This window comes from Comamonas serinivorans (assembly GCF_002158865.1).
Classification (GTDB): domain Bacteria; phylum Pseudomonadota; class Gammaproteobacteria; order Burkholderiales; family Burkholderiaceae_C; genus Comamonas_E; species Comamonas_E serinivorans.
Window position 1 is genome coordinate 2022088 of sequence record NZ_CP021455.1, and the last position, 20079, is coordinate 2042166.

The window sequence follows — 20079 nt, forward strand, 5'->3', positions numbered from 1 at the left end:
CCTTAATGGTGAACCTGTGAAGCGCGGTGGCGCACGCGTGTGGGAGGCATTGTGATCGACAAAGAAAAACGCCTGCGGTCGTTGGCGCGACGTGCAGGCGATTTGATGGTGCAAGCCTACTGCGGCGGCAACCGCACAAGGGCTTACTTCTTTTTGCGAAAGATGAATGCAATTCTAATGCAAGCACAGATCATGTCAAACCAGCCGCGTGGAGGTGTGTGATGCGCGACTACGGGAAAGTACACACACAGTTTTGGACGAGCGAAACCGTGCGGGACTTGTCTGAAGACGGGCGAACTCTTGCCTTGTACCTCTTGACCTGCCCGCACGGGACCATTGCAGGCGTGTTCCGTTTGCCTGATGGCTATGCCTGCGAGGACTTGCAATGGTCTTCGGAAAGGGTTCAACAAGGGTTTGTGGAACTGTTCGCGAAGGGTTTCGCCAAGCGTTGTGCCAAGACGAAATGGGTGTGGGTTGTGAAGCATCTCGAGTGGAACCCACCTGAGAACCCCAACCAACGCAAGGCGGCGTCCAAAGTTGTGACTCAAGTGCCTGAACAGTGCGCTTGGCTGGCCGATTTCCAAAGGGTTTGCGTCGAGCATCTTGGTTCTTCGGCAAAGCGGGAAAAGAGCAGTTCCGGAACCCTTTCCGAACCCTTTCTTAACCAGGAACAGGAACAGGAAGAAAGAGCTAACGCTCTTTTGTCATCGGCTGAGGCCGACGACGAAGTGCGGCACGACGAGGAATCGACATCTCTGCCTTCCTGTCCGCATCGCGAAATCCTGGCCCTGTTCGCTGAACGCCTGCCCGAGTTGCCGCAACCCCGACTGGAGCTGTGGACTGGAACGCGGGCGCAAGCCCTGGCCGCGCGGTGGAAGTGGGTCATGACGGCAAAGAAGGCTGGCGGTGCCCGATACGCGACGACCAAGGCCGAAGCGATTGACTTCTTCGACCGCCTGTTCGCCTATGTCGCTGAGTGCCCGCACCTTGTTGGCAAAAACGGCAGGCAATGGACGGCCGATCTGGCGTGGCTGTGCAAGGCCGAGAACTTCGCCAAGGTGCTTCAGGGCAACTACGAAATCCGGGAGGCTGCATGAACGCCGCTGACGATTTCCTGCTGGGTCAGCAGCCTGCTTCGATCGCCGCCCGTGAGGCCGAATTCGGTGTTGTTGGCGCGCTGCTGAACAGCAATGGCCTGTTTGACCTGGTTGATAGGCTTCGCCCTGAGCACTTCGCGGATGAGAAGCTCCGCGCCGTCTTTGCCGAGCTGAATAGCCAACTGGCAAAAGGTCTGGCCTGTGATGTGGTGACGATCTTCGAGGCGGGCGCCGGCAAATTTGATTTGGTATACCTGACCGAGTTGAGCCAGCAGTTCACGCCGAGCGCAGGGACGCTGCTCCGCTATGTCGAGCTGATCGTGGATGCGTACCAAGCTCGTCGTCTTTCTGACGCCAGCGGCCAGATTTACGACCTGGCGCATGACACCAGCCGGCCCATCAGTGATCGGATCGTTGAAGCGCAGGAGCATCTGGCGCGGCTTGAGGTTGATGCTGGCGAGGATGACGAGTGGAGCGAAATCCACGAGGGCCTGGTGGCGCACTCAGCTTTGCTCGAGCAGCGCCAGGACGGCAAAGTGCAGGGATGGGGAACGGGCCTGAGCGATCTGGACCGACTGCTGAATGGTGGCCTTCGTCCGGGCGCGTTGGTGATCGTGGCAGGTCGTCCTTCCATGGGCAAAACAGCGTTGGCCCTGTCGATGGCCATGCACCTGTCCATCGAGCACCCAACGTCCATGTTCTCGTTGGAGATGCCGCTCACGGAATTGCGTGATCGCCAAACTGCCATCTTGGGCCGCATGGCTCTGGATGAAGTGATCCAGCCAAAGCGTGACACGTCATTCGACAAGGTGCTTGAGGCTGTCGAGGCAGCACGGCTGCGAAAGTTCTGTGCAACAGACAAGCCAGGGCTGACCATCCAGCAAATCCGATCGCGTGCCAGGAAGCACAAGCGTAGCCGAGGCCTGGACATTTTGGTGGTGGACTACATCGGCCTGATGGGTTCGACAAATAGCAAGGAAACCCGCAACCAGCAGCTAGGTGAGATTTCCCGCGGCTTGAAAGCGATGGCCAAGGAGCTGGACTGCGTGGTGCTGTGCCTGGCGCAACTGAACCGCGCAGTGGAGCAACGTGGCGCTGGGTCGCGCCCGTTGATGTCCGACCTTCGTGACTCGGGCGAGATTGAGCAGGACGCGGACGTAATCCTTTTCGTGCACCGCGAGGAGCGCGCAAATCCCAAGGCTGGCCCGCAGTGGAAGGGCCATGCAGAGCTGATCGTGGCCAAGAACCGCCAAGGCCGATGCGGGACCGTGCATGCGGCCTACATCGGTGACCAGACCCGCTTTGACGGCTGGTACGGCGAACCGCCCAGCAATGGCGCGGCAGCACCCATCAAGAAACGAGGAGGCTTTGAATGAACCTGTCTGATGCAGCACCCGAATTCCTCGCCAATCTCGGCGCGCTCAGCGACTTCGCCAACCCCATCCGCATGCCCTCTGGCCGACGTGCCCGGCCCGAGCGGTTCATGAAGGATCGGACGGTGTTGATGCGCTACGAGGACGGCGAACGTGAGCTGGTGACAGTCACCGACAGGTTCCTTCAGCACATCGTCTTGATGGAGGCCCTGTGAAGCGCTGCAAGGCCTGCGGCCATGACAAGGCCGAGAGCGAGTTCTACACGCCACATCGCTTCCGATGCATCGAATGCACGCTGGGAGGAAGGCGGGTGGTGCGGCAGCAGGCGGATCTGCAACTACCTAACCGAGTTTTGAGATTGAGGGACGCGAGATGAAGGCACAAGAAATGAATGTTCCGGGTTACGAGAAGCTGGCCGAAGTTCTGCAGGCCGCATACGAGCAGGCAGCGGGTGGCAAGGGCCATGAGCGTCACGCCAACGGACTGCCTTTCCATGAGCAGCCGATGCAGACGATCAACCGTGAGCAGGGGAGCATTGACGGCTTCTTGTTCCAGGCGCGAAAGAAGGCGATCGAGGCTCGGGGGCTGCCGGCACCACGGGCACAAGCCGAGCTGCTGGGGGCGATCAACTACCTGGCTGGCGCAGTGATTGCGCTGGATACCTGGGGGGCTGGAACGTTGCCGGTCAAAGGAGAGCTGGCTGACAGTGCGCAGCCGATCGAACCGATTCGTGCACCCACCGTGCCCGAGCTGGCCGACGCGCTCATGGAGGAGCATCCACATTCAGCCATTGCAGCAGTGGCTGCCACGACACTGGTTGTCCAAGCCTACGAACTCGAAAGTATCGGCGCAGGTGGTGTCCAGCCGTTGCGCTCCAAGCCCGATCTGGTGAGCCTGCCGGTGGTTGATCCGGAGTCCAAGCCTTGGTATCCAGATGACAGAAATTGGATCGAGGTTCCAGAGGGGTGCGTGGCGTGCCCTGTAGATCATCCGGGCGTCATGGTGGATGTCTTGCTGAGAGAAGAGCGAGAGGAGCGCGATTGGTATTCGATGCGAGAAGCCGCAGAGAGTTGGTGGTGGGAGGATGTCGTCGCCTACACCACGGAGGTGCCGAATGCTTGACTTCATCGGCGATCTGTTTGGGGCCGGCGAGCGTGAGGCACCTAGGCGTCCATCACGGCGCGCACAAGAAGAGGCGGTTGAGATGGCTCTCAGGGCTGGACTTGCGCCATGGCTTGCGGAATTCAAGGCGATGAAAGCCGAGAACGAAGCACTAAAGGCAGAGAACGCCCGGCTCTGGAACATGCTTGGGTTGAGGGAGGAAAAATGCCAGCAGACCAAAGCCTGAGTGACGCGCCCTCCGCGCATCACTCCAACGCCGCTGACCCTTACCCTTGCCACGCCCGTGCCATCCCTCCTAGTGCGGCTTGGGCGATCTCGTACGGCTACTGCCGCACCAGCCTGGACGCGCTGCATGGTGCGACCGACCCACGTTGTCCCAAGGACTGCCAGCACAAGGCGCCTAGATCCGTGGTCAAGCAGTTCGACCTGATCTTTCATGAGCGCGGTGCGATGGCTGCAGCTGAGGCGGCGAGGAGGGCGAAGCATGGAAACGATTGATGCTCGTCTGGTCAATCCAGCCCAGGCACACCAGGTCATTCAGGAAGCATGGCAACTGACCAAGGCGATGCTGATCGCGGGTCATCGCATGAAGCTCGTCCTCAAGGCCGAGACACGCAGCGACGCGCAGAACCGACTGCTACACGCGATGCTCAGCGAGATCTCCAAGCAGGTCGAGTGGGCGGGGGCCAAGCGAGACACAGACACATGGAAGCGTCTCCTCACCGCAGCCTGGTTGCGTACCAGGGGTGAGCAAGTCGAACTGCTGCCGGCGATTGACGGCCACGGCATTGACGTTGTTTTCAGGCGCACAAGCCAACTCACGCGGGCAGAGTGCGCAGAGCTATCCGAGTTCGTCATGGCCTGGGCGGCTGACCATGGAGTGGTGCCCCAGGCGGGCAAGCAATGGGAGGACTATCAGTGAAGATCATCATCAAAGGACACGTCCCCTCAACAGTACTGCGGTTTCGCTGCACGCACTGCGGAACGGTGTTCGAGTGTGACAAAACGCAAGCCACCTACGTGCCAGATCAGCGTGATGGCGATTACTGGCGCGTCATGTGTCCGCTGGAAGGGTGTGGTCGTGTTGCTTCGTTCCAATCCGATGACAAGTATCGGTTGCGGTGGGGTGCGATATGAGAAAAATCCTGTTCCTAGACGTTGATGGCGTGCTGAACAGCGTCAAGTCATGCGCAGCGCTCGGCGGCTATCCGCACGAACTCACCTCGCGTGAAGGCTTCGACTGGATTGCCATCAAGCTGCTCCAGCGGCTTTGCGATTCGTCCGGCGTTCAGATCGTCATGTCGAGCGCTTGGCGTGCCTGGAACAAGCCTGAGGACTTCGCCAAGGCATTCGATCTGCCTGTGATCGACTCGACACCTCGTCTGCACACCAAGCGAGGTGAAGAAATCCAGGCTTGGCTTGATGCCAACGACGACATTGAGGCCTACGTCATCTTGGACGACGACTCCGACATGCTCGACAGCCAGCAAGAGCGGTTCATCAAGACCAACGCCAAAGAGGGGCTGACCTGGACCGACTTCTCCAAGGTATGTGCTCTGTTCGGCGAGTCGCCATTCAGCGGGGCGGCGCGGGACCGGGAGTGGAAGGCGCGTGAGGATGCCCGCAAGCCAATTGCTATTTTGATCGGGGAGGGCGCTCAATGACTTTCATTTTGTGTCTACTTACATGGCCGATCGCGATGGGAAGCGACCGCAACAAATCGGGGTCACTGGCGCTGGTTGCGTTTTTCGCAATGCTTTCTTCGTGTGGATCGCAGCCTTGAACCCATTCAATCCCAAGCCCAGATCCTGCAAAGCCTGCTCAAAGCCGTTCGTGCCCACAAAGCCCATGCAGGCTGTCTGCTCGCCCCGATGTGCCGTGAAGAAGGTGCGCCAGGACAAAGCGGAGGAGCGGGCGAAGGTCAAGACGCGCAAGGAGAAGGCGCTCACGCTGTCCCAGCGCCGCGCTCGAGCTCAAGTCCAAGTGAATGCATACGTAAGGTTGCGTGATGCCGACCTGCCGTGCATCTCATGCGGTCGATTTCATGAGGGCCAATGGCATGCCGGCCACTACAGGAGCCGCGGCTCCGCTCTACATCTGTCCTTAGACCCTCGCAATATCCACCGGCAGTGCGCTCCCTGCAATACCCACCTACACGGGAACGCAATCGGGTTCCGTGCCGGCCTGATCGCTCGATATGGTCAGCCCTTCGTGGAGGAGCTCGAGGCAGACAACACGCTGAGGCAGTACACCGCTGAGCAAATTGATGCCATCAAGGATGAGTACCGAGTGAAGACCAAGCAGTTGATGAAGGAGCGCGAGTGAACACGACGAAGGAAAAGCGGGCAGCAGTGGACTTCGGCAAGGTCCATGAATCGCATCGGGCCATCGACAAGCGCCTCACAAATTGGGCGAAGTGGTGCGGCCGGGATGTGGCCACGATTGGCACGTCACCCATGTTCCGGCTCATGCCCAGGGTCGGGCGGGCTGAGGCTGGCGTGCCTGTGGCGATTGATGCCGACCAGGTAGATGCAACCCGGATTGCGGCAGGCGTCGCGAAGTTGCCCGAGCGCCACCGCCATGTGCTGAGCTGGTGCTACATCAAGCCCTCGTCTCCGGTCCGGATGGCGAAGGCATTGGGGCTTTCGACAGATGGCCTATGGACCCTGCTCACGGCGGCGCGGCAACTGCTGCTGAATCAGGGAGTGTGAGGGTTGAAATAAACAAAAATGTTGCGTCATGACTCAAACGAGCTTGCAAAGGGGACCGAGAAGGCAGTGAAAAGCCAACTAGGTCTGTAACCACTTAAAGGCCCTTCGGGGCCGCTTCACATGCTCACGGTAAAGACATGAAATTTTTTGATGAGTACCCGGCTCACTTCAGCCTGGAAGACGGCATTTATGTCGTGACGTTTCGTGATTGGCCAGCGGCGATCACGCAAGGCGACAGCAAAGAAGAAGCCAGGGAGATGGCAGCTGATGTCCTGGCGCTGGCGATGAATGAGGCCATTTCAAAACGAGAGATGCCGCCTGAACCTTCCAAGCCGATCAAAGGCGAGGAGATGGTGAGGGTCGCATTTCTCGTCCGGGTGAAGCTGGATCTGATCGCCAAGATGCAAGAGCAGTTGGTACGGCCTGCTGACCTGGCTAAGTTGATTCATGTAAAGCCGCAAGAGATGACACGCGTTTTGAACCTGACGCATGCCACGAAGGTGGATACATTGGACCGAGCCTTTGCAGCGCTTGGATGGAGTTTGCAGCACAGCCTCAAAAAGTGTTGACACACGCTGCTGATTTGTGGCACACTCGCTGCCATCGGTTGAGCGAATACGCATAGAGACCTAGCCAGCTAGGAGCAGTGCGCTCTGAAGAAACCTCGGTTTCGGTGGCTGGCACTCAATCAACCCAACAGTTTCGGCTCCAACCCCCATAAAGCCCGGATGCTTCACCGCTCCGGGCTTTTTGCTTTGCTGAGGCCAATAGCCATGTGCAAGAAGTGTCGAAACATCATTCCAGCGGCCAAGGGCAAGCAGGCTCACAAGCCGGAGCAGAAGCAGCCCATTACGCAGGCGCCTTGGTTCCGTCGCTTCGGATGAAGTTACTTGTCTAAGTTTTGCTGCGGCGCAGGGAATCGCTATGAACTCCCTCCTGTCTCTGGCCCTGTTGCCGCAGCACCCCGATTTAGAGGGTGCCCGAGAGGATTAAGGGTGACTCGATGCAAAAGGATCTGCGTGGCGCCGAGAGCCAATACGTCGGTCTGCCTGGGTTCGAATCCCAGCCCTCTAATCCGTTCAGGGCTGAAACTGGTGAGGCACCCATCATGAAAACGCAACGTGGGTACATCGACTTGGACGGGCTGACTTCAGTCCTGGCAGTCTTGGCGGTGCTAGGTGTCTTCGGCCTGTTCTCGCTGTTCTACTGGGCAATACCGGCCGCGTGGGCGTTGCTCAAGCCCTGGCTACACACGGTGACGGGTTGACCCATGGCATCCAAGCAAGACGGCAAGATTCTGTTTGACGGCGAACCCGCATCCGAGAAGCTAGCCATGAGCATCAGAAAGAAACTGGCCCTGTGGCTATGTCCAGAGTTGGGCGAGCAGTTGAACACTTGCCGAACCGCCTGGGCCAAGCACTACTTGGATGTGAGCGACTTCCTTGACCTGGGCGTCATGACCGATCAGGAGTGGGCCGAGGTGCGCGAAATGACGGTGATTGCTGATCGCATCTACTTCGCAAGAGATGAAGCATGACCCCTCGTGACCAGATCCAAGAGCATGCCCAGATCGCCGCCGCTAAGGTGCGCGAGGCGATGGCCGAGTTTCACAGGGCCACTGGCATGCGATCAAGCATCGATGTCCATTGGGTCGAGGTCCGATTGTTCGCATCGAAAGCGCCAAGGTATCTGCTGGAGGATGTCCGGCTGTGCATCCAAGACGAGGCCATGGGGTAGCGATCATCCATCCGGGTAAAGCCCGGAGCCTTCATTGAAACGTCTCTAGGCCGAAAGCCGGTTCAACTCCCCTCAGTACCAAGCAGGGGCGTTTCGATGATGGTGTGTTTAGTTGGTATGTCCGCATGAACAGTAGCCGGTTCAACTCCGGCCACCATCAGCCCCCGCCCTAACACGGACCTGGGGTGTTGCGGGTGAAAACCCCGAAGTCCTGGGATTTCAAATCCTGGGCAGATCAATCACGACAAAGCGACAGCCCAAGTTTGATTGGCAGCGGGGGGAAGCCCTGACAAGCTGCCGGGTGCAAGCCCCGGCGCCATCACGTATGCACCTTGACTGCTGGGGGTTTCCGGTGGATGCGCAACAGGGTGCAGCCGTGATGGTGAATGCGAAGGCTGATTCGCTAGCACTGGCGCCCGACTGCAGTTGGGTGATCCAGCAAGGTTTGCGGAAGAGCAATCCCACCCGCATGCCGGAGGTTCAGCGCCGGCCACCATCAACCCAATGAGGCTCAGGCATGAGCTACTCAGAAGTCCAGTTGACCAGGCGTGATCCCCAGGGCCGCAGCGATCTTCTCGCGCGAGGACTTGCGTAGATTTTGGCTTGCTTCGAGTTGGGCATAAGCCCCTTGGGTGATGCCCATGCGGCTGGCCACTTCGGCTTGAGTCAGTTCGAGATGGGTGCGCCAGGCTTTGGCAGGGCTCATCTCGCCGTCGAAAGCGAGACGTACAACGGCGTCTGGCACCAGTTCACCCGATTGCTCAAACGCCTTCAGGAATTCGTCATAGGGCACGACAACGAAGGCAGGGCGACCATCCGCCCCGAGGATGGTCTGAAAGTTAGTAGGTTTGTTCATCGCGCTTCTTCACCTCTTCAATGGTGACGATGCGGACAGCACCGTCGAACTCAAAAAACACGCGGTAGTTACCAACGCGCAGACGGTAGCCAAACACATGGTTGGTCAGCTTCTTCACGTTGCGAGCCGTGCTCAGGTCTGACAGTTCGGTGGTCACTGCTTCGCGGATGGCTGCGCCGCTCTTGGCGGGTATCTTGCGCATCTGCTTCAGTGCTTTGGTCTGCCAGTTGATCGTGTTCATGGGCTCAATTATACGATATACATTAGATAAAGCAAGTGAAATCTAATGAAATGTGATCTTCTTGTGCTTGGTGTCGTGCTCCTTCTGGGCATCGTTGTTGGGGCGCTAACAGCGAGACGCAAACGAGGGAGTGAACAGAGCTATCAAGTGCCCCCTTTTCGTCCACCATTGTGGAAGAACGACACCGTTCCATTCCCTAATGCTCCAACCCCTCCCGGAACGCTTTTGCTCAGGACACCCACGGAATAAACGAAATGACGCAGCCGATATCGATTGAAGTCCAAGTACAGGACTGGCTCAAGGTCAATGGACACGACCTTACGCGGGCAAACGACATCCACGCAGCAGCCATGCGCCAGTATGCAAAGGAGCAGGTGATTGCCGAGATGGGCCGGCCCAAGGTGGTTGAGCCAGATCCGGTGGTCGAGGTCAAGGCCGAGCCCAAGGCGAAGAAGTGACGCTCAAGACGCTCCGCTCAACGCTACCGACCCTGACGAACAAGGTCCGGATACTGGACGTGAAGGCGGGTGCCACAGAGATGGAGCGCGGCTCTGGCTGGATGGCCAAGCGGGAGAGGGTGGCATTGCGACACGGCTACAGGTGCGCAGCGTGCGACAGGGTGCTCATGCCGGGGGCGTGGGAGTGTGATCACATCGTGCCCCGTGAGCAAGGCGGCAGCAATGCAGAGAGCAACCTACAGCCACTGTGTAAGGACCCATGCCACCGGGAGAAGTCGGCACGGGAGGCTCACCAGCGGGCAAAGGGGTGATGGGACTGGAATCCGATTCCACACCGAGGCCTCCAGAGAGGCATAGCGAGGCGAAGGGCGAGACGCAAGGTGGATGCCCAACGCGAGTGATTCAACGTGTCCTGAGTCCCCTGGACAAGCCTGGGAGGCATTGGGGCGAAGGGGTGGAGGCTAGGGGGTAAACCCGGTCATATACTCCCCCCTAGTACCCCCGGGGGGTGCGTAAAGTTTAGGCAATTTTGGGTGGGAAACCGCCTGGTTACGCACGCGCAAAAAAATGGCCCCGAATTCAGCAGGAATCAGCATATGGCAGGAGTGAAAGGACGCAGCGGCGGACCTCGGGCGAATTCAGGCGGCGCACGGCCAGGCGCGGGCAGGAAGCCCAAACCGAAAGCGGTGCCAGTGGTTATTGAGGCGCCAAAGGCAGAGGCCGACATGCTTGAGCTTCTGAAGCGGATAGCGCTCGGTCACGTTGACGCGACAACGATTCAAGTCAGGGCTGCAATTGCAGCGGTGCAGTACACGCACCCCAAGCGGGGCGAGAGCACCGGCAAGAAGGAGGCCGCTGAAGCCAAAGCGAAGGCAGCCGGCGAAGGAAAGTTCGGACGACGCGAGCCGCCCCGGCTTGTGTCCAATGGAGGTAGCAAGGTTTGACGCTGGAATGGACGACAAGTTGCCCCGATTGGGAAAAGCGCATCGTCCAACGCCAGAGCCTCGTCCCTGAACCGCTGTATCCAGAGGTGGCAGATTCAGCCTGGGCGATCTGCAGTGAATTCCGGCTGACGGATGTTGCAGGCGAACCGCTGCTGGGTGAGGCCTCTCTGCCCTGGCTGCGTGACTTCGTGCGCGTCGTGTTCGGCGCTGAAGAGCCTGAAACGGGCCGGCGCCACATCAATGAATTCCTGCTCATGGTGAGCAAGAAGAACGCAAAGAGCACGATTGCAGCCGCGATCATGCTGTGTGCGCTACTTATGAACTGGCGCAAGTCGGCGGAACTGCTGATCCTGTCGCCGACAAAGGAAATCGCAGACAACAGCTACAAGCCGATCCGGGACTTCATCAAAGCTGACGAAGAGCTGTCCGCATTGCTCAAGGTTCAGGACTACTTCCGCACGATCACCCATCTGGAGACTGGTGCAACCCTGAAGGTCGTAGCCGCCGACAGTGACACTGTGAGTGGCAAAAAGGCCAGCTTTGTGTTCGTTGACGAGCTTCACGAGTTCGGCAAGCAGGCCAAGGCCAGCAACATGCTGTTGGAGGCTACGGGCGGCCTCACCTCGCGGCCAGAAGGCTTTGTGATCTACGCCACTACGCAATCGGCTGAGCCACCTGCGGGCGTTTTCAAAGCCAAACTGAGCTATGCGCGTCGAGTACGTGATGGCGAGATCAAGGACCGCAAGTTCCTGCCGCTGATCTACGAGTTTCCGCGCTCCATGCTGGACAAAGGGGAGCATCTGGTCCTCGAGAACGCTTACATCACCAATCCCAATTGGGGCGCGTCGGTAGATGCTGAGCGTATCACGCAGCTTTACAGCCAGGCGAAAGAGGACGGTGAGCAGGCATTCAAAGAATTCTTGGCCAAGCATCTCAATGTGGAGATCGGTCTAAACCTCCGCTCCGACCGCTGGACCGGCGCTGACTTTTGGGAGCGCAACGGAGACAAGCGCATAACGCTTGACTTCATCTTGCGCGAATGCGAGGTGGTCACGGTTGGAATTGATGGTGGTGGGCTGGATGACCTGTTGGGGCTCGCTGTCGAGGGCCGTCACCGTGGGACGAACAACCGGTTCGCCCTATGGAACAGAGCATGGGTTCACCCGATTGGCGTTGAAAGACGGAAATCGGAGGAATCCAAGTACTTGGATTTTCAGCGGGCTGGTGACCTGGTGATCGTTGAACGACCAGGGCAAGACCTCGAGGAGTTGTCTGGGTTGATCAAGCGTGTGTACGACGAGGGTCTGCTCGCCAGGATTGGCCTGGACCCGGAGCGCACCCACAAGGTTGTTTACACGGCACTCATTGAGGCAGGCATCCCTGAAGAACTGATCATCGGCATCTCACAGGGATGGAAGCTGACCGGGGCGATGGCCGTTGCTGAGCGCGCCCTTGAATCCGGCGACTTGAAGCATGCCGGTTCACCCATGATGGCCTGGAGTGTAGGTAACGCCAAGGTGGTGCCCTCCGGCAACGCTCAGCTCATCACAAAGCAAGCCAGCGGCACCGGAAAGATTGACCCAGTGATGGCGACATTGAACGCTGTGACCCTCATGGCGCTGAACCCTGAAGCGAAGACCAACGACGCCTTCATGGCCGCGATACGAGACCCGATTGTTGTTTGACCCATGAACCTGCCGATCATCATTTTTCTGCTGCTGTCGGCAACGGGGTTAGGCCTGTTTGTGGCCGGCGCTGCCATCCTGGCTGGGTTGGGGTGGGCGCTGTTGGCGGGCTCGGCTGCGTGTCTTGTGGCTGCTGCTTTTTTGAAGAAGGGCTTAGCCCATGAGTAAGCTCTCCGATGTGCTGGTCAGGGCAGTTGGCCGACCACAGGTGCGCTCAGCCGTCAGTGATTGGTCTGGGAAAGACATTCGCCTCACCGATGGTGGCTTCTGGTCCGACTTTGCAGGAGGCGTCAACACCAATTCGGCCATGAAACTGTCGGTGGTGTGGGCATGTGTTCGCCTTATCTCCCAGACCATTGCGACACTGCCTCTTACCCTGTACGAGCAGGATGGTCGAAAGCCCATGCCAGCCGTTGGCCATCAGCTCTACGAGATCCTCAAACACTCGCCGAACGCTGATACCACGTCTGTGCAATTTTGGGAGGCTGTCGTGGCCTCGATCCTCCTGCGCGGCAATGCCTACATTCGAAAGCGGTACGTGGCTGGCCGCGTTGCGGCTTTGTATGTGCTGCAGCCAGATCGGATCACGATCAAATGCAATGACGACGGCTCGCTGAACTACACCTATCGCTATCGTGGTCAGGCGCAAGAGCTGACACGGCGGGAGATGATGCACATCGCAGGTTTCTCACTGGATGGCCAGATTGGTCTGTCGGCAATCCAGTATGGCGCCACCACGTTCGGCCAGGCCATGTCGGCAAACGATGCTGCGGAGAGCACGTTCCAAAACGGGCTGCACAAGACGGTTGCGTTCAAGGTGGATCGGGTTCTCCGGCCAGAACAACGCGAGGAGTTTCGCGAGTACGTCAAGACGTTGACCGGCGCATTGAATGCTGGGCGGTCGCCAGTCTTGGAACAGGGCATCTCTGCCGAGCCCATTGGGATTGACCCAACCGATGCGCAGTTGTTGGAGTCGCGCTCGTACAGCGTCGAGGAGATCTGCCGATTCTTCGGAGTGCCGCCGATCATGATCGGGCACAGCAGTAAGCAGTCCTCATGGCCAACGAGTACAGAGGCGCAGAAAGACCTGTTCCTCACCCTTGCATTGCGGCCCATCCTCAAGCGCATTGAGGAGTCGATTTACAAGAATCTGCTGGAGTCCTCGGAGAAGCGGTCCTTCTACGCCCGGTTCAACCTCGAAGGCCTTCTGCGCGCCGACAGTGCGGGCCGGTCTGAGTACTACTCGAAGCTGGCTCAGAACGGCGTCATGACACGAAACGAAATCCGCGAGCTGGAGGACATGGCCCCCATGCCTGGTGGCGACGACTTGACCGTTCAGTTGAATCTCACACGATTGCAAGACCTCGAAAAGATCAATGGGGAAGACCAATGAGCCTGCGAAAACTTCCTGAGCTGCCCAAGCTGGCTCATCAAGATGGGATCGAGTTCGACCTGTCGCCGCGTGCGTTGGCGAAGTGGAACCCGTCACTGTCGGCCACCGAAGACGAACCAGATAACATCATCAACGTCTTGGATGTGATCGGCTACGACTACTGGACAGGTGAAGGCACCACGGCAAAGCGCATTGATGCCGCCCTGCGCTCCATCGGTCGTGACCGGGACGTGGTTGTCAACATCAACTCTCCGGGCGGCTCCATGTTTGAGGGGGACGCCATATACAGTCTCTTGCGTCTGCACAAGGGCAAGGTCACTGTCCGCATCCTGGGCATGGCCGCATCTGCTGCGTCCATCATCGCCATGGCTGGGGATGAGATTCAAATCTCGCGTGCCGGCTGGCTGATGATTCATAACGCCTGGATTGGCATGTATGGCAACCGTAACGACCTGCGAGAAGCGGCTGACTGGCTGGAACCATTCGACGCTGCTGCAGCCGACCTATACGCCGACAGAACTGGCATCGACAAAGGCGAGATTCTCGCAATGCTCGATAAAGAAACGTGGATTGGCGGGGGCGCAGCCGTGGAAACAGGTTGGGCAGACGCCATTCTTTCCACCGACAAGATCGCCGAGCGTGACGGGCATGGCGCTCAAAACGCTGTCCGTCAAATCGACATTCTGTTGGCAAAGCAAGGCCTACCACGAAGCCAGCGCCGAAGCCTGCTGCAACAAATCAAAACCGGCACGCAAGACGCTGTCGGTGCCGATACGCAAGACGCTATCGGGAAGGGCACGCCAAACGCTGCCCAGCTGCCTGTGATGGTGGCGAAACCAGCGCTTTTGTCATTCAACTGACAAGGCAACCACTCCCGTAGCGAACCGCCCACCGAGGCGGTTTTTTGTTGCTCCATCGGAGCATAGGACAAGACATGACCGATACCGTGAACATCGAACAGGCCTATCAACAGGTTCAAGTCAACCTGAAGGAAACCGGCGACAAGCTGAAGCAGTACGCCGAGAAGACCGAGACCGAGATGAAGAACCTCGGCAAAACCAGCGAAGAAACCAAGGCTGCGGTTGACCAGCTGCTGCCCAAGTTCAACGCCATGCAGAAGCAGTTCTTGGAGTTGCAGCAAGAACTCGCGCGTCCCAAGGGCGACGATAAATCCGCACCTCAGTCCGCTGGCGACCTGGTGGTGAACAGCGACCAGATGCAAGGCGTCAACAGCTCGTTCCGTGGTTCTCGTCGCATCGAGGTGCCCCGTCAGGCTATTACCACCGCGACCGCAGGTAGCCTGGTGGTGTCTGACCGTCAATATGGCATCGTGACGCCCCCGGAAAAGCGGCTGACCGTCCGCGATCTGATCGCGCCAGGCCAGACGGCAAGCAACAACATCGAGTACGTCCGTGAATCCGGTTTCACGAACTCGGCGGCTCCTGTTGCTGAAGGCGCGGCCAAGCCGTATTCGGACATCACGTTTGCGCTGGAAAACGCGCCCGTTCGTGTGCTGGCCCACCTGTTCAAGGCCTCGCGCCAGATCTTGGATGATGCACCCGCCCTGAAGAGCTACATCGACGCTCGAGCAGAGTACGGCATCAAGCTGGCTGAAGAAGCTCAGCTGCTGTACGGCAACGGCACAGGTGCCAACCTGAATGGTTTGATTCCGCAGGCTACCGCCTATGCCGCGCCGGCAGGCATCACCGTGACTGGTGAACAGCGTATCGACCGCATCCGTCTGGCCATTCTGCAAGCCATCCTGGCCGAATTCCCTGCGTCAGGCGTGGTGCTTCACCCCACGGATTGGGCCGCCATCGAGCTGACCAAGGACAGCCAGGGTCGTTACCTGATCGGCCGCCCGCAGGATGGCACGCCGGCACGCTTGTGGAACCTCCCGGTCGTGGAGACGACTGCCATCACGCAGAACTCGTTCCTGACCGGCGCGTTCTCCCTCGGCGCTCAGATCTTTGACCGCATGGCTGTCGAAATTCTGATCAGCACCGAGAACGACAAGGACTTCGAAAACAACATGGTCACGATCCGCGCTGAAGAGCGTCTGGCGTTGGCTGTGTACCGCCCCGAAGCCTTTGTCACTGGCGAGCTGACTGGTCCTTAATTGAAAGGGGGGAGGGCGGGAAACCGCTCTCCTGATTCGCGTGGCAACTGTCAAAGCAATTCGCTCGTTTGAGTACCTGGGAGAAATCAAAAGCCCACGTTCAGACGCATTCGACATTCCTGACAACCAGGTTGAGCAGTTCCTGGCACGCGGGTTGGTGGCATCGGCTGTGGTGGCGCATGCTGAGCCGAAAAGCCCCGTAGAAGGCGTGATCACTCGCGACGAGATTCGTGAGCGGGAGAACATGGCGCCCGTAGAAGCTCCACGTCGTGGCCGTCGCAAGGGGAAAGCCAATGAATCTGGTGACGCTTGAGCAGGCCAAGGAACACCTTCGAGTGGATGGCAACGATGAAGATGACTTGATCCAGTTGAAGTTGGATGCCGCTCATGAGCAAGCAGTCCAGTATCTGAATCGGAGTGTCTATGACACCCAGGCCGAAGTGGATGCTGCAGTCGATGAAGACCGGCCCATGGTAGTGAATGCATCCGTCAAGACCGCGATTCTCCTCACGCTGGGGCATCTCTACGCGAACCGCGAGACTGCGGATATTCCTGATGGTGCACGCGCGCTGCTGACGCCTTGGCGGATTCATTGGGGTGTGTGATGCGAGCAGGCGACCTCAACACCCGGATCACCATCCAACGTCAAGAGACGGCCCAGGACAGCGCTGGCGAGGCGATCAAGTCCTGGGTGAACCACGCTACGGTCTGGTCCGACTTCCGGAACATCTCGGGCTTGCAGGCTGCAAAGAACGACGCCCAGGCCTCGACGGTGAAAGCTTCCGCCCGCATCCGCTGGCGCACGGATCTGGACCACAGCATGCGCGTCATCGCGGGCTCGGGCACGTACACCGTTGAGGCTGTACTGCAGGACATGAAGCGCCGCGAGTATGTTGACCTTGTGTTGGAGCGTGTGACGTGAGGCTGCGCATGGATGCCGACGCGCTCATGAAAGAGCTGGATGAGATGGGCGCGGCGCTGACAGAACAGGCGCCACGCCCAGCCGCTCAGGCCGGTGCACAAGTGTTTTACGACATGGTGCGCACCAAGGCGCCGGTGTCTACGAAAGCGCATTCGACCAAGGGTAAGAAACAGACCTACCAGCCTGGCAACCTGCGCAATTCGGTGTACCAGGTCTACTCTAAGGACCAAAGCACCGAGACGCGTGCCGTGTATGACATCTCTGTCAACAGCAAGAAGGCGTTTTACTGGCGCTTTGTTGAATTCGGCACCAAAAAACGCAGGGCGCACCCCTTCTTGCGCCCATCTTTCTACGCGGCCGAGGAAGCTGCACAGCAAGCCATGGTGGCGAAGTTCGTGGAAGAGGCCAAACAGATCAAGGGGATATCCAGTGCTTGAAGAGCTGATCTACCAAGCCATTTCGCCCGTGCTGCCGATCTACCCTGACGGCGGCGTGCCCGAGGATGAGCCTCCGTTGCCCTATGCCACCTACCTGCGTGCTGGGGGACATGTGGTCACAACCTTGTCGCGCGAAGCGGTGCCGGACCTTCAGCATGCTCATGTCCAGATCAACGTCTGGGCCTCATCGGTGTTGGGTGTCTCGCGTCTCATCCGAGATGTCGATATAGCCGTTCGGACCAGTGGGCTCTTTGAAGGCAAGCCGCTGTCATCGCCCTCCAACCTGCCGAGCGATGACGATTCCTTCGGCTTGACGCAAGACTTTTCGGTCTGGTTCAAGGACTGAACCACAAGAGCTGCCCGGCAGCCAACAACGCAAACCGCCTCCAGGGCGGTTTTTCATTTCTGAGGCTCGCCATTGCGCGGGCCTTTCGATTTTGTGCGGCCTAGGGTAGCTCCCGATAGCTGGGTGATGACTCCTAGCCTGGCGTGGCCGCACTCCCTTACTCGGAGTCGAGGGGTTATGAATGAGCAACATCGTTAGATTTGATTTCGATGGTGGGCTACACAGCTTTGACGGCAACGGATGGTTTAACGCCACGGAGGCTGCAAAACGCTTTAAGCGAGAGGCTTTTGAATGGTTGCGTTTGCCAGCAACCAAGAGCTACATGGACGCCTTGGCTAAGGCGCTGGAGATAGAACCGGGAAAATCCCGGTTTGAGCTTGTCAAGGCGCAACGCGGTGGGAGATCTCCTGGGACATGGCTTCATCCAAAGCTGGCGGTAGCCTTCGCGCGCTGGCTATCCGATGACTTCGGCGTTTGGTGCGACCTGCAGATCGATGCCATCATTCGCAACAGCATCCGAGCGGAAGGCAATGTCAATCTGTTGCCTCTCCTGCTGCGTCAGGACGCAGGCGCATGGGAGCTGCGTTTCAAGCCCGACTACTACGAGGCGTTGGCCCACATCACGCGCACGACCTATACCGGCCATACCAATGGAACGCCGGCTCTATATGGCGCGATCACCGATAAATGGGTGTACGCCTGCCTTCTGCCTGATGACGTGCGCAGCGAGCTCAAGGTGCGCCGAAATGCCTCGCAAAAGATGCATCAGTGGCTCACTGATGGCGGCCAGGCCCTGCTGGACAAGCAAATCGAGTTGGTTCAAAGCATCGCCAGCACATCTGCCGACATGCGCGACTTCGAGGCCCGAATGATGCTGGTCAGCGGCAGGCGAGGCCAGCTCGGTTTCGTCTATCCCAAGGCTGCGTGATGAAAGCCGCAATTGAAACGGTAGCCGAAGCAGCCATCGCGTGGAATCGGGCGCGGCTGCACCGCATCGCTGTCGCCAGATCGGTGCCGTCACTCGCCATCGGCTACAGCGAACAAGAGCACCAGTTGCGTCTGGCAAAGAAAGCCGAGGCGCAAGCCAAGGCGTATCTCCGCAAGATATGCGCCAAAGCAGACCCGACCTGCGTAGTCCTTGAGGCAGATGTGAGGGCCCCGAGGTTGCGACTACTGGATGCCCAAATCATCGATATCTGAACCCGCCTAGTGCGGGTTTTTGTTTTCTTGCTGGAAATGAACACCGCAACACACGAACTCCACAAAGCCCTGATCCGCCTCGCCAAGGGAGCAATCAGTGCCTGGGAAGCCTGGCTCGAAGCCCGCGCTTCCTAAAACTCAGTTTCCAACCCTGCCTCGCAGGCATGCCACTCCCGCAAGGGACCCGCAGCCAAGACGCCTCGCAGAAAACCGCCCCGTCAGGGGCTTTTTCTTGAAAGAGGCCCATCAATGGCTTACTCCGTAGCAGACGGAACACGGTTTGCGTTCTCGACCACGTTCGGCACGCCGATTGCAGTTTCCGGCATCACCAACTCGGCCAACCCCATCCTGAGCGCTGCTGCGCACGGGCTGACTGCAGGCACGCCCTTCCTGCTGAAAACCGGCTGGGAAGATCTCAGCGAGGCGGTTCTGCGCGTTGGCGCAACGGTCAACGCTGGCGATTTCTCGCTGGAGGACCTGGACACGACCGACACGCTGTTCTTCCCCTCTGGCGCATCGGCAGGCAGCCTGCAGGCCATCACTGGCTGGCAGGAAATCCAGCAGGTCACCAACCTGACCCCTTCGGGCGGTGAGCAGCAGTACGCAGAAGCCGAGCCCCTGGCCCAACGCTACAGCGTGCGCATCCCGACCCGCTTCAGCGCCCAGTCGCTCGAGCTGGAAATCGGTGATGACCCTTCGCTGCCTGGCTACAAGCTGCTGGTGCGTGCCTCGCGTGCCCAGAAGCTGGTTGCGATCCGCATGTTGCAGTCCAACGGCGCTGTGGCCTACGGCTACGGCTATGTGTCGGTGAACGAGTTCCCGAACCTGGCCAAGGGCTCGGTGACCACGGCAGCCGCCTCGATCACCTTCCAGCGCCCCGCCAAGCGCTACGCAACCGCCGTACCGGTCTAACCGAGCCAAGCCCCTTCCAAGGGGCTTTTTCATGCCCGTCCGAACGTATGCGGAACGGGTTTTTTTGCATTCCAAGGATAGAAAATGGCAAAGTCGTACAAAGAACTCCGCGCACAGCCCACCTTCACCGCCAAGGTGCCTGTCGTCATCCCTGGTGGCGGGGTGGATGAGGTTGAGCTGACCTTCATCTACAAGGATCGTCAGGGCCAAGAGGAAGTGCTGGAAGCGGAGAAGGCCTTGACTGTTGCGCACGAAAAGCGGAAGACAAAGACCTTTGAGACGGTCTTGGAACTGGAATTCGACAGCCTGGCGCTCATCGCGTCCGGCTGGGAGTTCGCTGAGCCGTTTACCAAGGAGGCGGTGACCGACTTTCTGCGTCACCACCGCGGCTTCAACATTGAAGCCTGGAAGACCTACTTCAGCGAGTACGTCCCGGCCAAACGGGGAAACTGATTGCGCTGGGGCGAGACACCATCAGTCCGCCCCCTGATAAGCGCAAGTTCTCCTATTTTGGCTTTGCGCCTGA

33 protein-coding genes are annotated in these 20079 nt (G+C 58.9%); 31 read left to right on the plus strand and 2 right to left on the minus strand.

What is annotated here, in order from left to right; translation table 11 throughout:
* The first annotated feature begins 51 nt into the window (after nt 1-51).
* The 14 genes from CCO03_RS19650 (at nt 52) to CCO03_RS08680 (ending at nt 8040) form a co-directional block, all read left to right on the plus strand.
* Complete coding sequence (locus CCO03_RS19650; protein WP_157667587.1) at nt 52-222, plus strand: hypothetical protein; 171 nt, start codon at nt 52-54, stop codon at nt 220-222.
* Nucleotides 222-1097: a hypothetical protein gene (locus CCO03_RS19655; RefSeq protein ID WP_157667588.1), complete on the plus strand. Its 876-nt coding sequence runs from the start codon at nt 222-224 to the stop codon at nt 1095-1097. The genes CCO03_RS19650 and CCO03_RS19655 overlap by 1 nt, the downstream gene beginning before the upstream one ends.
* Nucleotides 1094-2473: a replicative DNA helicase gene (locus tag CCO03_RS08630; RefSeq protein WP_169717461.1), complete on the plus strand. Its 1380-nt coding sequence runs from the start codon at nt 1094-1096 to the stop codon at nt 2471-2473. Before CCO03_RS19655 ends, CCO03_RS08630 begins: the two co-directional genes overlap by 4 nt.
* On the plus strand, nt 2470-2685 hold the full coding sequence (locus CCO03_RS08635; RefSeq protein ID WP_087279891.1) for a hypothetical protein: 216 nt from the start codon (nt 2470-2472) through the stop codon (nt 2683-2685). The genes CCO03_RS08630 and CCO03_RS08635 overlap by 4 nt, the downstream gene beginning before the upstream one ends.
* Nucleotides 2686-2842: 157 nt before the next feature.
* A complete protein-coding gene (locus tag CCO03_RS08640; RefSeq protein WP_087279894.1) occupies nt 2843-3592 on the plus strand; it encodes a hypothetical protein in 750 nt (249 codons plus the stop codon).
* On the plus strand, nt 3585-3818 hold the full coding sequence (locus CCO03_RS19660; RefSeq protein WP_157667589.1) for a hypothetical protein: 234 nt from the start codon (nt 3585-3587) through the stop codon (nt 3816-3818). The genes CCO03_RS08640 and CCO03_RS19660 overlap by 8 nt, the downstream gene beginning before the upstream one ends.
* Before the next feature lie 258 nt (nt 3819-4076).
* A complete protein-coding gene (locus CCO03_RS08645; RefSeq protein ID WP_157667590.1) occupies nt 4077-4514 on the plus strand; it encodes a recombination protein NinB in 438 nt (145 codons plus the stop codon).
* A gap of 211 nt (nt 4515-4725) precedes the next feature.
* A complete protein-coding gene (locus tag CCO03_RS08650; RefSeq protein WP_087279900.1) occupies nt 4726-5256 on the plus strand; it encodes an HAD domain-containing protein in 531 nt (176 codons plus the stop codon).
* 22 nt (nt 5257-5278) lie between these two features.
* The gene (locus CCO03_RS08655; RefSeq protein WP_087279903.1) at nt 5279-5917 is read left to right on the plus strand and encodes a recombination protein NinG; all 639 of its coding nucleotides are present in this window, start codon (nt 5279-5281) and stop codon (nt 5915-5917) included.
* On the plus strand, nt 5914-6303 hold the full coding sequence (locus CCO03_RS08660) for a hypothetical protein (protein ID WP_087279906.1): 390 nt from the start codon (nt 5914-5916) through the stop codon (nt 6301-6303). The genes CCO03_RS08655 and CCO03_RS08660 overlap by 4 nt, the downstream gene beginning before the upstream one ends.
* Nucleotides 6304-6440: 137 nt before the next feature.
* Nucleotides 6441-6872 (plus strand): type II toxin-antitoxin system HicB family antitoxin, encoded by a 432-nt coding sequence (locus CCO03_RS08665; protein WP_087279908.1) that lies wholly within the window; start codon nt 6441-6443, stop codon nt 6870-6872.
* Nucleotides 6873-7306: 434 nt separating this feature from the next.
* Nucleotides 7307-7570 (plus strand): hypothetical protein, encoded by a 264-nt coding sequence (locus CCO03_RS08670; protein ID WP_157667591.1) that lies wholly within the window; start codon nt 7307-7309, stop codon nt 7568-7570.
* A gap of 3 nt (nt 7571-7573) precedes the next feature.
* Nucleotides 7574-7840 carry a hypothetical protein gene (locus CCO03_RS08675; protein ID WP_087279916.1) on the plus strand — a complete coding sequence of 89 codons (267 nt, stop codon included), beginning with the start codon at nt 7574-7576 and terminating at the stop codon, nt 7838-7840.
* Nucleotides 7837-8040 carry a hypothetical protein gene (locus CCO03_RS08680; RefSeq protein ID WP_087279919.1) on the plus strand — a complete coding sequence of 68 codons (204 nt, stop codon included), beginning with the start codon at nt 7837-7839 and terminating at the stop codon, nt 8038-8040. Before CCO03_RS08675 ends, CCO03_RS08680 begins: the two co-directional genes overlap by 4 nt.
* Before the next feature lie 526 nt (nt 8041-8566).
* Here CCO03_RS08680 and CCO03_RS08685 read toward each other — a convergent pair.
* On the minus strand, nt 8567-8896 hold the full coding sequence (locus CCO03_RS08685) for a helix-turn-helix domain-containing protein (protein WP_087279922.1): 330 nt from the start codon (nt 8894-8896) through the stop codon (nt 8567-8569).
* Nucleotides 8880-9137, minus strand: coding sequence for a type II toxin-antitoxin system RelE family toxin (locus CCO03_RS08690; RefSeq protein ID WP_087279925.1), 258 nt, complete (start codon nt 9135-9137; stop codon nt 8880-8882). The genes CCO03_RS08685 and CCO03_RS08690 overlap by 17 nt, the downstream gene beginning before the upstream one ends.
* A 254-nt stretch (nt 9138-9391) precedes the next feature.
* Between CCO03_RS08690 and CCO03_RS08695 the strand changes: the two genes are divergently transcribed.
* The 17 genes from CCO03_RS08695 (at nt 9392) to CCO03_RS08765 (ending at nt 20006) form a co-directional block, all read left to right on the plus strand.
* Nucleotides 9392-9595 carry a hypothetical protein gene (locus CCO03_RS08695; RefSeq protein ID WP_087279928.1) on the plus strand — a complete coding sequence of 68 codons (204 nt, stop codon included), beginning with the start codon at nt 9392-9394 and terminating at the stop codon, nt 9593-9595.
* Nucleotides 9596-9762: 167 nt separating this feature from the next.
* Complete coding sequence (locus CCO03_RS20740; protein ID WP_418236056.1) at nt 9763-9906, plus strand: HNH endonuclease; 144 nt, start codon at nt 9763-9765, stop codon at nt 9904-9906.
* A gap of 414 nt (nt 9907-10320) precedes the next feature.
* Entirely contained in the window at nt 10321-10539 is a 219-nt protein-coding gene (locus tag CCO03_RS19665) for a hypothetical protein (protein ID WP_157667592.1), read from the plus strand.
* Nucleotides 10536-12224 carry a terminase large subunit gene (locus CCO03_RS08705; protein WP_335583039.1) on the plus strand — a complete coding sequence of 563 codons (1689 nt, stop codon included), beginning with the start codon at nt 10536-10538 and terminating at the stop codon, nt 12222-12224. Before CCO03_RS19665 ends, CCO03_RS08705 begins: the two co-directional genes overlap by 4 nt.
* A gap of 3 nt (nt 12225-12227) precedes the next feature.
* Nucleotides 12228-12392 carry a hypothetical protein gene (locus CCO03_RS20065; RefSeq protein WP_087279931.1) on the plus strand — a complete coding sequence of 55 codons (165 nt, stop codon included), beginning with the start codon at nt 12228-12230 and terminating at the stop codon, nt 12390-12392.
* Nucleotides 12385-13617 (plus strand): phage portal protein, encoded by a 1233-nt coding sequence (locus CCO03_RS08715; RefSeq protein ID WP_087279934.1) that lies wholly within the window; start codon nt 12385-12387, stop codon nt 13615-13617. Before CCO03_RS20065 ends, CCO03_RS08715 begins: the two co-directional genes overlap by 8 nt.
* On the plus strand, nt 13614-14477 hold the full coding sequence (locus tag CCO03_RS08720) for a head maturation protease, ClpP-related (RefSeq protein WP_087279937.1): 864 nt from the start codon (nt 13614-13616) through the stop codon (nt 14475-14477). Before CCO03_RS08715 ends, CCO03_RS08720 begins: the two co-directional genes overlap by 4 nt.
* A gap of 74 nt (nt 14478-14551) precedes the next feature.
* Complete coding sequence (locus CCO03_RS08725) at nt 14552-15736, plus strand: phage major capsid protein (RefSeq protein ID WP_087279940.1); 1185 nt, start codon at nt 14552-14554, stop codon at nt 15734-15736.
* 40 nt (nt 15737-15776) lie between these two features.
* Entirely contained in the window at nt 15777-16049 is a 273-nt protein-coding gene (locus tag CCO03_RS19670) for a hypothetical protein (protein WP_157667593.1), read from the plus strand.
* Nucleotides 16030-16341: a head-tail connector protein gene (locus CCO03_RS08730; RefSeq protein WP_087279943.1), complete on the plus strand. Its 312-nt coding sequence runs from the start codon at nt 16030-16032 to the stop codon at nt 16339-16341. The genes CCO03_RS19670 and CCO03_RS08730 overlap by 20 nt, the downstream gene beginning before the upstream one ends.
* On the plus strand, nt 16341-16658 hold the full coding sequence (locus CCO03_RS08735) for a phage head closure protein (RefSeq protein ID WP_236904091.1): 318 nt from the start codon (nt 16341-16343) through the stop codon (nt 16656-16658). Before CCO03_RS08730 ends, CCO03_RS08735 begins: the two co-directional genes overlap by 1 nt.
* Before the next feature lie 8 nt (nt 16659-16666).
* Nucleotides 16667-17095: an HK97-gp10 family putative phage morphogenesis protein gene (locus tag CCO03_RS08740; protein ID WP_087279949.1), complete on the plus strand. Its 429-nt coding sequence runs from the start codon at nt 16667-16669 to the stop codon at nt 17093-17095.
* Complete coding sequence (locus CCO03_RS08745) at nt 17088-17441, plus strand: DUF3168 domain-containing protein (protein WP_087279952.1); 354 nt, start codon at nt 17088-17090, stop codon at nt 17439-17441. The genes CCO03_RS08740 and CCO03_RS08745 overlap by 8 nt, the downstream gene beginning before the upstream one ends.
* A 181-nt stretch (nt 17442-17622) precedes the next feature.
* Nucleotides 17623-18369, plus strand: coding sequence for a KilA-N domain-containing protein (locus tag CCO03_RS08750; RefSeq protein WP_087279955.1), 747 nt, complete (start codon nt 17623-17625; stop codon nt 18367-18369).
* On the plus strand, nt 18369-18641 hold the full coding sequence (locus CCO03_RS08755; protein ID WP_087279959.1) for a hypothetical protein: 273 nt from the start codon (nt 18369-18371) through the stop codon (nt 18639-18641). Before CCO03_RS08750 ends, CCO03_RS08755 begins: the two co-directional genes overlap by 1 nt.
* Nucleotides 18642-18890: 249 nt before the next feature.
* Nucleotides 18891-19553, plus strand: coding sequence for a phage tail tube protein (locus CCO03_RS08760; RefSeq protein WP_087279964.1), 663 nt, complete (start codon nt 18891-18893; stop codon nt 19551-19553).
* Nucleotides 19554-19637: 84 nt separating this feature from the next.
* Complete coding sequence (locus CCO03_RS08765; protein WP_087279967.1) at nt 19638-20006, plus strand: phage tail assembly chaperone; 369 nt, start codon at nt 19638-19640, stop codon at nt 20004-20006.
* Nucleotides 20007-20079 lie beyond the last annotated feature (73 nt).

Excerpts from the sequence above, each read along its gene's own strand:
- CCO03_RS19660 (WP_157667589.1), top strand. The coding sequence starts at position 3,585 with ATGCTTGACTTCATCGGCGATCTGTTTGGGGCCGGCGAGCGTGAGGCA.
- CCO03_RS19665 (WP_157667592.1), top strand. The coding sequence starts at position 10,321 with ATGCTTGAGCTTCTGAAGCGGATAGCGCTCGGTCACGTTGACGCGACA.
- CCO03_RS08755 (WP_087279959.1), top strand. The coding sequence starts at position 18,369 with ATGAAAGCCGCAATTGAAACGGTAGCCGAAGCAGCCATCGCGTGGAAT.
- CCO03_RS08735 (WP_236904091.1), top strand. The coding sequence starts at position 16,341 with ATGCGAGCAGGCGACCTCAACACCCGGATCACCATCCAACGTCAAGAG.
- CCO03_RS08740 (WP_087279949.1), top strand. The coding sequence starts at position 16,667 with ATGGATGCCGACGCGCTCATGAAAGAGCTGGATGAGATGGGCGCGGCG.
- CCO03_RS08650 (WP_087279900.1), top strand. The coding sequence starts at position 4,726 with ATGAGAAAAATCCTGTTCCTAGACGTTGATGGCGTGCTGAACAGCGTC.
- CCO03_RS08730 (WP_087279943.1), top strand. The coding sequence starts at position 16,030 with ATGAATCTGGTGACGCTTGAGCAGGCCAAGGAACACCTTCGAGTGGAT.
- CCO03_RS08695 (WP_087279928.1), top strand. The coding sequence starts at position 9,392 with ATGACGCAGCCGATATCGATTGAAGTCCAAGTACAGGACTGGCTCAAG.
- CCO03_RS08645 (WP_157667590.1), top strand. The coding sequence starts at position 4,077 with ATGGAAACGATTGATGCTCGTCTGGTCAATCCAGCCCAGGCACACCAG.
- CCO03_RS08665 (WP_087279908.1), top strand. The coding sequence starts at position 6,441 with ATGAAATTTTTTGATGAGTACCCGGCTCACTTCAGCCTGGAAGACGGC.
- CCO03_RS08725 (WP_087279940.1), top strand. The coding sequence starts at position 14,552 with ATGACCGATACCGTGAACATCGAACAGGCCTATCAACAGGTTCAAGTC.
- CCO03_RS08690 (WP_087279925.1), bottom strand. The coding sequence starts at position 9,137 with ATGAACACGATCAACTGGCAGACCAAAGCACTGAAGCAGATGCGCAAG.
- CCO03_RS08640 (WP_087279894.1), top strand. The coding sequence starts at position 2,843 with ATGAAGGCACAAGAAATGAATGTTCCGGGTTACGAGAAGCTGGCCGAA.
- CCO03_RS08675 (WP_087279916.1), top strand. The coding sequence starts at position 7,574 with ATGGCATCCAAGCAAGACGGCAAGATTCTGTTTGACGGCGAACCCGCA.
- CCO03_RS08720 (WP_087279937.1), top strand. The coding sequence starts at position 13,614 with ATGAGCCTGCGAAAACTTCCTGAGCTGCCCAAGCTGGCTCATCAAGAT.
- CCO03_RS08630 (WP_169717461.1), top strand. The coding sequence starts at position 1,094 with ATGAACGCCGCTGACGATTTCCTGCTGGGTCAGCAGCCTGCTTCGATC.
- CCO03_RS20065 (WP_087279931.1), top strand. The coding sequence starts at position 12,228 with ATGAACCTGCCGATCATCATTTTTCTGCTGCTGTCGGCAACGGGGTTA.
- CCO03_RS08680 (WP_087279919.1), top strand. The coding sequence starts at position 7,837 with ATGACCCCTCGTGACCAGATCCAAGAGCATGCCCAGATCGCCGCCGCT.
- CCO03_RS08750 (WP_087279955.1), top strand. The coding sequence starts at position 17,623 with ATGAGCAACATCGTTAGATTTGATTTCGATGGTGGGCTACACAGCTTT.
- CCO03_RS20740 (WP_418236056.1), top strand. The coding sequence starts at position 9,763 with ATGCCGGGGGCGTGGGAGTGTGATCACATCGTGCCCCGTGAGCAAGGC.
- CCO03_RS08635 (WP_087279891.1), top strand. The coding sequence starts at position 2,470 with ATGAACCTGTCTGATGCAGCACCCGAATTCCTCGCCAATCTCGGCGCG.
- CCO03_RS08765 (WP_087279967.1), top strand. The coding sequence starts at position 19,638 with ATGGCAAAGTCGTACAAAGAACTCCGCGCACAGCCCACCTTCACCGCC.
- CCO03_RS08685 (WP_087279922.1), bottom strand. The coding sequence starts at position 8,896 with ATGAACAAACCTACTAACTTTCAGACCATCCTCGGGGCGGATGGTCGC.
- CCO03_RS08760 (WP_087279964.1), top strand. The coding sequence starts at position 18,891 with ATGGCTTACTCCGTAGCAGACGGAACACGGTTTGCGTTCTCGACCACG.
- CCO03_RS08655 (WP_087279903.1), top strand. The coding sequence starts at position 5,279 with ATGGCCGATCGCGATGGGAAGCGACCGCAACAAATCGGGGTCACTGGC.
- CCO03_RS08715 (WP_087279934.1), top strand. The coding sequence starts at position 12,385 with ATGAGTAAGCTCTCCGATGTGCTGGTCAGGGCAGTTGGCCGACCACAG.
- CCO03_RS19655 (WP_157667588.1), top strand. The coding sequence starts at position 222 with ATGCGCGACTACGGGAAAGTACACACACAGTTTTGGACGAGCGAAACC.
- CCO03_RS08670 (WP_157667591.1), top strand. The coding sequence starts at position 7,307 with ATGCAAAAGGATCTGCGTGGCGCCGAGAGCCAATACGTCGGTCTGCCT.